The sequence below is a fragment of the Pseudomonas sp. NPDC089741 genome (assembly GCF_044748825.1).
GTDB lineage: Bacteria > Pseudomonadota > Gammaproteobacteria > Pseudomonadales > Pseudomonadaceae > Aquipseudomonas > Aquipseudomonas helmanticensis.
The window spans coordinates 1-11,401 of sequence record NZ_JBIVGT010000056.1; the positions used below are offsets into that span (position 1 = coordinate 1).

8 protein-coding genes and 2 pseudogenes are annotated in these 11,401 nt (G+C 59.5%); all 10 read left to right on the forward strand.

Annotated elements, in window-relative coordinates:
* Positions 1 to 42 precede the first annotated feature (42 nt).
* A pseudogene (locus ACIPZE_RS28160) lies at positions 43 to 2,250 on the forward strand (NADP-dependent isocitrate dehydrogenase).
* A 197-nt stretch (positions 2,251 to 2,447) separates the two neighbouring features.
* Positions 2,448 to 2,894: an NUDIX hydrolase gene (locus ACIPZE_RS28165; protein ID WP_283435998.1), complete on the forward strand. Its 447-nt coding sequence runs from the start codon at positions 2,448 to 2,450 to the stop codon at positions 2,892 to 2,894.
* Between the two features lie 59 nt (positions 2,895 to 2,953).
* The gene (mnmA, locus tag ACIPZE_RS28170; RefSeq protein ID WP_400776678.1) at positions 2,954 to 4,078 is read left to right on the forward strand and encodes a tRNA 2-thiouridine(34) synthase MnmA; all 1,125 of its coding nucleotides are present in this window, start codon (positions 2,954 to 2,956) and stop codon (positions 4,076 to 4,078) included.
* Positions 4,075 to 4,698 carry a high frequency lysogenization protein HflD gene (gene hflD / locus ACIPZE_RS28175; RefSeq protein ID WP_038362633.1) on the forward strand — a complete coding sequence of 208 codons (624 nt, stop codon included), beginning with the start codon at positions 4,075 to 4,077 and terminating at the stop codon, positions 4,696 to 4,698. The genes mnmA and hflD overlap by 4 nt, the downstream gene beginning before the upstream one ends.
* Before the next feature lie 126 nt (positions 4,699 to 4,824).
* Positions 4,825 to 6,195: an adenylosuccinate lyase gene (purB, locus tag ACIPZE_RS28180; RefSeq protein WP_400776682.1), complete on the forward strand. Its 1,371-nt coding sequence runs from the start codon at positions 4,825 to 4,827 to the stop codon at positions 6,193 to 6,195.
* A gap of 86 nt (positions 6,196 to 6,281) precedes the next feature.
* On the forward strand, positions 6,282 to 7,451 hold the full coding sequence (locus ACIPZE_RS28185) for a cupin domain-containing protein (RefSeq protein ID WP_129394519.1): 1,170 nt from the start codon (positions 6,282 to 6,284) through the stop codon (positions 7,449 to 7,451).
* Positions 7,444 to 7,869: a GNAT family N-acetyltransferase gene (locus tag ACIPZE_RS28190; RefSeq protein ID WP_025108996.1), complete on the forward strand. Its 426-nt coding sequence runs from the start codon at positions 7,444 to 7,446 to the stop codon at positions 7,867 to 7,869. Before ACIPZE_RS28185 ends, ACIPZE_RS28190 begins: the two co-directional genes overlap by 8 nt.
* Positions 7,870 to 8,102: 233 nt before the next feature.
* The gene (locus tag ACIPZE_RS28195) at positions 8,103 to 8,864 is read left to right on the forward strand and encodes a secretin N-terminal domain-containing protein (RefSeq protein ID WP_400776685.1); all 762 of its coding nucleotides are present in this window, start codon (positions 8,103 to 8,105) and stop codon (positions 8,862 to 8,864) included.
* A gap of 473 nt (positions 8,865 to 9,337) precedes the next feature.
* Positions 9,338 to 10,663, forward strand: a complete 1,326-nt coding sequence (aceA, locus tag ACIPZE_RS28200; protein ID WP_008032724.1) for an isocitrate lyase — start codon at positions 9,338 to 9,340, stop codon at positions 10,661 to 10,663.
* A gap of 641 nt (positions 10,664 to 11,304) precedes the next feature.
* A pseudogene (locus ACIPZE_RS28205) lies at positions 11,305 to 11,401 on the forward strand (NADH-quinone oxidoreductase subunit A); the annotation flags it as partial.

The following is an 11,401-nucleotide window of genomic DNA, read 5'->3' on the forward strand; positions in this document are numbered from 1 at the left end:
AACCCCGCCACAGATACTCCGAACAGGCCCACCCGCTCGAAGATCATCTAGACCTTCACCGACGAAGCTCCTGCCCTCGCCACCTATTCCCTGCTGCCGATCATCGAGGCTTACACCGCCTCGGCCGATATCGCCGGGGAAACCCGCGATATCTCTCTTGCAGCACGCATCCTGGCAAGCTTCCCCGAGCAACTGGGCGACAAAGCCGTAGCCGACCACCTCGCCGAACTGGGCGACCTGGCCGTTACGCCTGAAGCCAACATCATCAAGCTGCCGAACATCAGCGCTTCGGTTCCACAGCTGCAAGCCGCGATCAAAGAGCTGCAAGCTCAGGGTTACAACCTGCCGGACTACCCGGAAACCGTAACCAGCGACGCCGACAAAGACGCCAAGGCGCGTTACGACAAGATCAAGGGCAGCGCCGTGAACCCGGTTCTGCGCGAAGGCAACTCCGACCGTCGTGCACCGCTGTCGGTGAAGAACTACGCGCGCAAGCACCCGCACAAAATGGGCGCCTGGGCCAAAGACTCCAAGTCCCACGTCGCTCACATGAGCACCGGCGATTTCTACGGCAGCGAAAAAGCTGCCCTGATCGACGCCGCTGACGCTGTGAAGATCGAGCTGATCGCCAAAGACGGCACTGCGACCGTTCTGAAAGAAAAAACCACCGTTCAGGCTGGCGAGATCCTCGACTGCGCCGTGATGAGCAAAAACGCCCTGCGCGCGTTCATCGCTGCTGAAATCGACAGCGCCAAGGCCCAAGGCGTGTTGCTGTCGGTTCACTTGAAAGCGACCATGATGAAGGTCTCCGACCCGATCATGTTCGGCCAGATCGTTGCCGAGTTCTATAAAGACGCTCTGACCAAGCACGCAGCCGTGCTGGCCGAGATCGGCTTCAACCTGAACAACGGCATCGGCGATCTGTACGCGCGCATCAAGGCCCTGCCGGCCGAGCAGCAAGCGCAGATCGAAGCTGACATGGCGGCGGTCTATGCTGCTCGCCCATCGCTGGCGATGGTCAACTCCGACAAAGGCATCACCAACCTGCACGTGCCGAGCGACGTTATCGTCGACGCCTCGATGCCAGCGATGATCCGTGACTCCGGCAAAATGTGGGGCACCGACGGTCAGCTGCACGACACCAAGGCTGTGATCCCGGATCGTTGCTACGCAACCATCTACCAGGCGGTGATCGAAGACTGCAAAGCCAATGGCGCTTTCGACCCGACCACCATGGGCAGCGTGCCAAACGTTGGCCTGATGGCGAAGAAAGCCGAAGAGTACGGCTCGCACGACAAGACCTTCCAGATCAAGGCTGACGGCGTGGTTCGCGTGACCGACAGCAAAGGCACCCTGCTGATGGAACAGGCTGTTGAAGCCGGCGACATCTTCCGCATGTGCCAGACCAAAGACGCGCCGATCCAGGACTGGGTCAAACTGGCCGTCAACCGTGCTCGCGCCAGCAGCACGCCAGCGATCTTCTGGCTCGACCCGATGCGCGCTCACGACGGCGTAGTGATCGAGAAAGTTCAGGCGTACCTGAAGGATCACGACACGGCCGGTCTGGACATCCAGATCATGGCGCCGGTCGACGCAATGAAGTTCACCCTGCAGCGCACCCGCGAAGGCAAGGACACCATTTCGGTGACCGGCAACGTACTGCGCGACTACCTGACTGACCTGTTCCCGATCATGGAACTGGGCACCAGCGCCAAAATGCTGTCGATCGTGCCGCTGATGAACGGCGGCGGCCTGTTCGAAACCGGCGCCGGCGGTTCGGCTCCGAAGCACGTGCAGCAACTGGTTGAAGAGAACTTCCTGCGCTGGGATTCGCTGGGCGAGTTCCTCGCACTGGCAGCGTCCCTTGAGCACTTGGGCGTGAACTACAACAACCCGAAAGCACTGGTGCTGTCGAAGACTCTGGATCAGGCCACTGGCCAGTTCCTCGACAACAACAAGTCGCCATCGCGCAAAGTCGGCAACATCGACAACCGCGGCAGCCACTTCTATCTGGCAATGTACTGGGCTCAGGCTTTGGCCGCCCAGACTGAAGACGCTGCACTGCAAGCGCAGTTCGCGACGCTGGCAAAAACCCTGACCGAGAACGAGGCAACCATCGTTGCCGAGCTCAACGCCGTTCAGGGCAAGCCAGTCGACATCGGCGGTTACTACCACGCCAATGCCGAGCTGATCAGCAAGGCCATGCGCCCAAGCGCAACCCTCAACGCGGCGATTGCTGCGCTGGTTTAAGGTTGTAGCGCGGCAAACAAACCCCGGCCCTGTGCCGGGGTTTGTGTTTCCAGAGCTCACACAATTCCCTTGTAGGAGTGAGCCTGCTCGCGATAGCGGTATACCATTCAACAATTATGGTGACTGACATTGCGCTATCGCGAGCAGGCTCACTCCTACAGGGATTGCATTTCAATCCCAGAATTGAGGAAGGTTTTATGGATTGGCTCCCCCACATCACCGTCGCCACCATCGTCGAGGACAACGGTCGTTTCCTGATGGTCGAGGAACACAAGGCCGGGCGCAATGTGCTCAACCAACCTGCCGGCCATCTCGACCCGGACGAAACCCTGATCGAAGCTGCCGTGCGTGAAACCCTCGAAGAAACCGGCTGGGACGTCGAACCCACCGGCGTCATCGGCATTTACCTGTACACCGCACCGAGCAACGGCGTGACCTACCAACGCGTGTGTTTCAGCGCCAAAGCCGTGAAACATCACCCGGATTACCAGCTCGACGACGGCATCGTCGGCGCCAAGTGGCTGACCCGCGACGAATTAATCGCCCAGCGCGACCACTGGCGCAGTGAGCTGATCATCCGTTGCATCGACGATTATCTGGCGGGCAATCACTTCGGCCTCGAACTGATCCGCCCTTCTCTTTAGCCTTGAGGCCGTGAGCCTGATAGAATCGCGTCCTTTTTCAAGACACTCATTGAATCCCTATGCGTGATCCAGCCCCTTCTGACACATCCAAGAAGCGCGTCATTGTCGGCATGTCCGGCGGCGTGGACTCTTCCGTTTCCGCTCTCCTGCTGATCGAGCAGGGTTACGAGGTGGAAGGCCTGTTCATGAAGAACTGGGAAGAAGACGACGGAACGGAATACTGCACCGCCATGGACGACCTGGCGGATGCCCAGGCTGTCTGCGACAAAATCGGCATCAAGCTGCACACCGCCAACTTCGCCGCCGAGTACTGGGACAACGTGTTCGAGCACTTCCTGGCCGAATACAAGGCCGGGCGCACGCCCAACCCGGACATCCTGTGTAACCGCGAAATCAAGTTCAAGGCGTTCCTCGACTACGCCATGATGCTCGGCGCCGACCTGATCGCCACCGGCCATTACGTGCGCCGCCGTGACATCGACGGCCGTACCGAACTGCTCAAAGGCCTCGACCCGAACAAGGATCAGAGCTACTTCCTGCACGCCGTCGGCGGCGAACAGATCGCCAAGACCCTGTTCCCGGTCGGCGAACTGGAAAAGCCCGAAGTTCGCAAAATTGCCGAAAAATACGAACTGGCGACCGCCAAGAAGAAGGATTCCACCGGGATCTGCTTTATCGGCGAACGTCGTTTCAGCGACTTCCTCAAGCAATACCTGCCGGCACAACCGGGCGAGATCAAAACCACCGAAGGCGAAGTCATCGGCCGTCACCACGGGTTGATGTACCACACCATCGGCCAGCGTCAGGGCCTCGGCATCGGCGGCTTGAAAGACGCTGGCGATGAGCCGTGGTACGTGCTGCGCAAGGATCTCGACACCAACGAGCTGATCGTCGGCCAAGGCAACAACCATCCGTGGCTGTTCTCCGGTGCCCTGCTCGCTTCGGAAATCTATTGGGTCAACCCGATCGACCTGAGCCAGCCGCTGCGCCTCACTGCCAAGGTTCGCTATCGCCAGAGCGATCAGGCCTGCATTCTGGAAAAAACCGCCTGCGGCTACCGCGCTGTGTTCGACGAGCCGCAACGCGCGGTGACGCCGGGCCAGTCCGTGGTGTTCTATGACGGTGAAATCTGCCTCGGCGGCGGCGTGATCGAAGTCGCCGAGCCGTGGAGCGGCCAGGCATGAGTCCGACTCAGGAACAACTGACGGCGCTCGGCGGGGTATTTCTCGCCGCCGTGCTGGTCGACCGGATCGCCAAGACCGGGCAGACCAGCGAAGCCGGCCTGACCTGCATGCTCGGCAGCCTGCTGGTGCGCGACCCGAAAGACACGCTGGACGTCTATGGCGGCGACGACCTCAATCTGCGCGAGGGTTACCGCGCGCTGATCGGGGCACTGGAACGCGACCCGAGCACACTGCAGCGCGAGCCACTGCGCTACGCCCTGTCGATGCTCGGCCTCGAGCGGCAACTGGCCAAGCGCAACGACATGCTCGACACCATCGGCAAACGTCTGCCGCAGATTCAGTCGCAGGTCGAGCATTTCGGCCCGGCCCATGAAAACGTGGTGGCAGCTTGCGGTGCTCTGTATCAGGACACCCTGAGTACCCTGCGCCAACGCATTCAGGTGCACGGCGACATGCGCAACCTGCAGCAACCGAGCAACGCCTCGAAAATTCGCGCCCTGCTCCTCGCCGGCATTCGTTCGGCGCGCCTGTGGCGGCAACTCGGCGGCCATCGCTGGCAGTTGGTGATCAGCCGGCGCAAGCTGCTCAAAGAGCTGTATCCGTTGATGCGCAGCGAGTAAACGCCGCGCAATAAAAGCTTTGTAGTCTGTAACGCGTAATACGCCGGTCAGTTGGCAACGGACCGGCGGATTTTTTCATGTATGATACGCGCCCCATTTCGTTGCCCGACTGTCCGAGAACACCCCATGCAGCTTTCTTCGCTCACTGCGGTTTCCCCTGTTGACGGCCGCTACGCCGGCAAAACCCAGGCCCTGCGCCCGATTTTCAGCGAGTACGGTCTGATCCGTGCCCGTGTTCTGGTTGAAGTGCGCTGGCTCCAGCGCCTGGCCGCCCACGCTGGTATCCCTGAAGTGCCAGCCTTCTCCGCCGAGGCCAACGCCGTTCTCAATGAACTGGCTGAAAACTTCTCGCTGGAGCACGCCGAGCGCGTCAAAGAAATCGAGCGCACCACCAACCACGACGTCAAGGCGATCGAATACCTGCTCAAAGAGCAGGCGGCCAAGCTGCCGGAGCTGGCCAATGTCAGCGAGTTCATCCACTTTGCCTGCACCAGCGAAGACATCAACAACCTGTCCCACGCCCTGATGCTGCGCGAAGGCCGTGACGAGGTGATGCTGCCGCTGATGCGCCAGACTGCCGAAGCCATCCGCGAACTGGCCATCCGTTTCGCTGACGTGCCGATGCTGTCGCGCACTCACGGCCAACCAGCCTCGCCGACCACTCTGGGTAAAGAGCTGGCGAACGTGGTTTACCGTCTCGAGCGTCAGATCGCTCAAGTCGCTGCCGTTCCGCTGCTGGGCAAGATCAACGGCGCTGTCGGCAACTACAACGCACACCTGTCGGCCTACCCGCAGATCGACTGGGAAGCCAACGCCCGCGCCTTCATCGAAGACGAACTGGGCCTGGGCTTCAACCCGTACACCACGCAGATCGAACCGCACGACTACATCGCCGAGCTGTTCGACGCGATCGCGCGCTTCAACACCATCCTGATCGACTTCGACCGCGACATCTGGGGCTACATCTCCCTGGGTTATTTCAAGCAGCGCACCATCGCTGGCGAAATCGGTTCGTCGACCATGCCGCACAAGGTCAACCCGATCGACTTCGAAAACTCCGAAGGCAATCTGGGCATCGCCAACGCACTGTTCCAGCACTTGGCGAGCAAACTGCCAATCTCCCGCTGGCAGCGCGACCTGACCGACTCCACCGTACTGCGCAACCTCGGTGTCGGCTTCGCCCACAGCGTTATCGCATACGAAGCCAGCCTCAAAGGCATCAGCAAGCTCGAGCTGAACGCTCAGAAGATTGCTGCCGACCTCGACGCTTGCTGGGAAGTATTGGCTGAGCCGATCCAGACCGTGATGCGCCGTTACAACATCGAAAACCCGTACGAGAAGCTGAAAGAACTGACTCGCGGCAAGGGCATCAGCCCTGAAGCGTTGCAGACTTTCATCGATGGCCTGGACATGCCAGCGCAAGCGAAAGCCGAGCTCAAGCAACTGACTCCGGCCAACTACATCGGTAACGCTGTAGCGCAAGCCAAACGTATCTGATCGACCGTTTGACCCGTTTGAGACGCCCGGCCGCGCCGGGCGTTTTTATTCCCGTCTGAAAAGTGCTTTTTTTCAATAGGTTACATATGAATTCCGATATTCCTCTTCAACTTCTGGGCGGCATCACGGCGCGTGAATTCCTGCGCGACTACTGGCAGAAAAAGCCACTGTTGATCCGTCAGGCAATTCCTGACTTCGAAAGCCCGATCGACGCCGACGAACTGGCCGGCCTGGCCCTGGAAGAAGAAGTCGAATCGCGTCTGGTGATCGAGCACGGCGAGCGCCCATGGGAACTGCGTCGCGGCCCGTTCGCTGAAGACGAGTTCAGCAAACTGCCGGAAAAAGAGTGGACCCTGCTGGTGCAAGCGGTTGACCAATTCGTCCCGGAAGTCAGCGAGTTGCTGGAAAACTTCCGCTTCCTGCCGAGCTGGCGCGTCGACGACGTGATGATCAGCTTCGCCGCCCCGGGTGGCAGCGTCGGTCCGCACTTCGACAACTACGACGTGTTCCTGCTGCAAGGCCACGGCAAGCGCAACTGGAAAATCGGCCAGATGTGCGATTCCGAGAGCCCGCTGCTGCAACACGCCGATCTGCGCATCCTCGCTGAATTCCACGAGACCGAAGAGTGGGTACTGGAACCGGGCGACATGCTCTACCTGCCGCCGCGCCTGGCTCACTGTGGTGTCGCGGTCGACAACTGCATGACCTACTCGGTCGGCTTCCGTGCGCCGAGCGCTTCCGAAGTGCTGACCCACTTCACCGACTTTCTCAGCCAGTTCCTGACTGACGAAGAGCGCTACACCGATGCCGACGCGCAACCGGCAGCCGATCCGCATCAGATTCAGCACGATGCGCTGGACCGCCTGAAAAGCCTGCTCGCCGAACACATGAGCGACGAGCGCCTGCTGCTGACCTGGTTCGGCCAGTACATGACCGAGCCGCGCTATCCGGAGCTGGTGGTTGGCCCGGAAGAAGTCGAAGAAGAAGACTTCCTCAGCGCCCTGCAGGATGGCGCGATCTTGATCCGCAACCCGAGCGCGCGCCTGGCCTGGTCGGAAGTCGATGACGACCTGCTGCTGTTCGCCAGCGGCCAGAGCCGTTACCTGCCGGGCAAACTGCGCGAGCTGCTGAAACTGATCTGCGCCGCTGACGCCCTGCACACCGATAACCTCGGTGAGTGGCTGAACGACGAAGACGGTCGCGGCCTGCTGTGCGAGCTGGTCAAGCAAGGCAGCCTGGGGTTCGCGGATGAATAAGATTCGCGTACGTGTCGCAGATTGGCAGAAGGACATCGCCGAAATCCGGCGCATTCGTGAAACGGTGTTCATCGCCGAACAATCGGTGCCACCCGAGCTTGAATGGGACGCGGATGACGCGACCGCCGTGCATTTCCTGGCGTTTGAAGGCGACTTTCCGATCGGCACTGCACGCCTGCTGCCGGATGGGCACATCGGCCGGGTTTCGGTGCTGAAAGACTGGCGCGGGATGAAGGTCGGTGATGCGCTGATGCAAGCGGTTATCGCTGAAGCAGAAGCGCGCGGCCTGAAGCAGCAGATGCTCAGCGCACAAGTGCAGGCCACGGCGTTCTACGAGCGCCTGGGTTTCAGCCTGGTCAGTGAGGAGTTCCTGGAAGCAGGGATTCCGCATGTCGATATGGTTCGTCATTCGGCCTGAACCCTGCCCTGATCGTTCCCACGCTCTGCGTGGGAATGCCTCTTGGGACGCTCCGCGTCCCTTGCGGCATGTGACGCAGAGCGTCACTGGCTGCATTCCCACGCCGAGCGTGGGAACGATCACGCCCCGCCATCTTCCGATGCCGGGGCGTTTTGCCGTCTACGATTCAACTTGCCCCACCCCAGGCCGACAAACTGGCAATATCAAGCCTTTCGAAAGCGGAGATAACGGACATGTCCCTACGCACCCTGCTCACCACCCTGCTGCTCGGCTGCAGTTTTTCGGTGATGGCAGCCACAGAAATCGTGCCTCTCAATTACCGCACCAGCACTGACATGCTGCCGATGGCGCAAGACTTCCTCGGCAAGGACGGTCAGGTCAGCGCCTATGGCAACCAACTGATCATCAAAGCCGAGCCGGACAAGATTCAGGAACTCAAGGCGCTGATCATCCAACTGGACACTGCGCCCAAGCGCTTGCTGATCACCGTCGACACCAATGAAAACAATGGCCGTGGCGACGAAGGTTATTCGGTCAACGGCGCTCAGCCGAACCAGACCCGCATCATCAGCCGCAGCACCACCAGCCGCGAAGGCGGCGTCCAGCAAGTTCAGGCCACCGATGGCATGCCCGCGCTGATTCAAGTCGGGCAAAGCGTGCCGATCACCAGCAGCCAGAGCAATTCCTACGGCGATTACAGCAGCCAGACTCAATACCGCAACGTCACCCAGGGTTTCTATGTCACCGCCAGCGTCACCGGCGACATCGTTCACCTGGCGATCAGTACCAACCATGACCGCATGAGCCAGGAACGTCCCGATGTAGTGAACGTGCAAAGCACCGACACAACGGTCAGCGGGCGCCTCGGTGAATGGATCACTCTCGCCGGCGTCAACAGCCAGACGCAGGCCGATAAACAGGGCCTGGCCCGCAGCTACTCGACTCAAGGCCGGGATGACATGACCTTGCGGGTCAAAGTCGACACGCTGGACTAAAGCACCGAAAACTGACTGATTAGTCGTATTAGACGAAAGATGTAGTGCCTTAAAAAAAGCACTACAAAACGTTTGACGAGGCAAAAAAGCGAAGGCATGATGGCCTCGCTCCCGCTAATCAGAGGCCCTGGCAAGGGCCTTCGAAGCGATGTTCGCACCTACCCCGCGAACCGCTTCGTGTCTGTACCGCCCACAAGGTGTGTTTGACGAGGTTGCCGACTGGAACGAAGTTGTCCCGAGGGACGGAAGCGTAATTAGGTAACCCGGCTCCACACTGTAGAACGTATAGAGGCCCACGACGCCCGAATGCGCCCGCAGTCCGCCACTACCTGCTCACTTCCCCTCGAGCCCATCGTTCATCCCGTCGCCTACCCCGCCGAATCCGACTTGACCACCTAAGCTTCTGGTCAGCGAGCGCAGGAATTTTCCACCGCAGAACAACTTTTCATAAAGACGCGACGAGGTTTATCTCCATGGCACTGACACGCGAACAGCAAATTGCAGCCCTCGAAAAAGACTGGGCTGAAAACCCGCGCTGGAAAGGCGTGACACGCGCTTACTCCGCTGCTGACGTCGTCCGCCTGCGTGGCTCGGTTCAACCTGAGCACACTTTTGCAAAACTGGGCGCCGAGAAGCTGTGGAACCTGGTCACCCAGGGCGCCAAGCCGTCCTTCCGTCCTGAGAAAGATTTCGTCAACTGCATGGGCGCCCTGACCGGCGGCCAGGCTGTGCAACAAGTCAAAGCCGGTATCCAGGCGATCTACCTGTCGGGCTGGCAGGTGGCTGCGGACAACAACTCCGCCGAATCGATGTACCCGGACCAGTCGCTGTACCCGGTGGATTCGGTTCCAACCGTGGTCAAGCGCATCAACAACTCGTTCCGTCGTGCTGACCAGATCCAGTGGAAAGCCGGCAAAGGCCCGGGCGACGAAGGCTACATCGACTACTTCGCACCGATCGTGGCTGACGCTGAAGCCGGGTTCGGCGGCGTACTGAACGCCTACGAGCTGATGAAGAGCATGATCGAAGCAGGCGCCGCCGGCGTTCACTTCGAAGACCAACTGGCTTCCGTGAAAAAATGCGGTCACATGGGCGGTAAAGTACTGGTTCCAACTCAGGAAGCCGTACAGAAGCTGACCGCTGCACGTCTGGCTGCCGACGTTGCCGGTACCCCGACCATCATTCTGGCCCGTACCGACGCGAACGCCGCTGACCTGCTGACTTCCGATTGCGACCCGTACGACCAGCCGTTCGTGACTGGCGAGCGCACTCAGGAAGGTTTCTACAAGGTACGTGCCGGTCTGGACCAGGCCATTGCCCGTGGCCTGGCTTACGCGCCATACGCCGACCTGATCTGGTGCGAAACCGCCAAGCCGGATCTGGATGAGGCTCGTCGCTTCGCTGAAGCGATCAAAAAGGAATACCCGGACCAACTGCTGTCGTACAACTGCTCGCCTTCCTTCAACTGGAAGAAAAACCTCGACGACGCGACCATCGCCAAGTTCCAGCGCGAACTGTCCGCCATGGGTTACAAGCACCAGTTCATCACCCTGGCCGGCATTCACAACATGTGGCACAGCATGTTCAACCTGGCGCACGACTACGCCCGCAACGACATGACTGCCTACGTGAAGCTGCAAGAGCAGGAATTCGCTGACGCCGCCAAGGGTTACACCTTCGTGGCTCACCAGCAGGAAGTGGGCACCGGCTACTTCGACGACATGACCACCGTGATCCAAGGTGGCTCGTCCTCGGTAACCGCACTGACCGGTTCGACCGAAGAAGAACAGTTCCACTGATCTGATTCGCCTGAGCAAACGGCCCCTGCGGATCGGATAGAAAAGCTAACCGCAGAGCCGCAAAACTGACGCCCCGACTGGTTCGGGGCGTTTTTTTGCCCAGGATTTGATGAACACCACAAATCCCTGTAGGAGTGAGCCTGCTCGCGATAGCGTTGGGTCAGTCTCCGCATGTGCAAGCTGATCCACCGCTATCGCGAGCAGGCTCACTCCTACAGGGATCGGCGTCGCCCGGACAAAAACATTGATCCAGAGCGGTACACGCATCAGAAAAATCGGCTAAAACGGGCGCCGTCGCTACTTGCAGTAACGTGCAAGTAAGACAACTTCCCAACTGGCACCCCGTTAAACAGTTACAAAACCACCTCAAACGATATTAATTATCATTTAGCCGCAACTATGTTCGTTACATTCCCTACAAAACATTATTCGTGCAAAACCGCCTAATGCCCGCTACGCATGGGCTGCAGGGCATTGGAGATGCGCTATGTGCTTATTCCAATAAATAATTTCGCTATAGGAATTTTACTTGCAGGGTGTTTAGCCATAAAATCAGCGCGATTGATTGCTGCGACATATCGTCACTGCCTTATTTCTTTATCAAGCTCAGAGACCTTTGCTCTCTGTTAAGGATTACCAGCATGCCCGAAGCGACAGGACTCATGGCCCACTACTGGGGCTTTGCCATTTTCCTTCTGGGTGTAGTCGGCCTGTGTGCCTTGATGGTTGGCGTCTCCT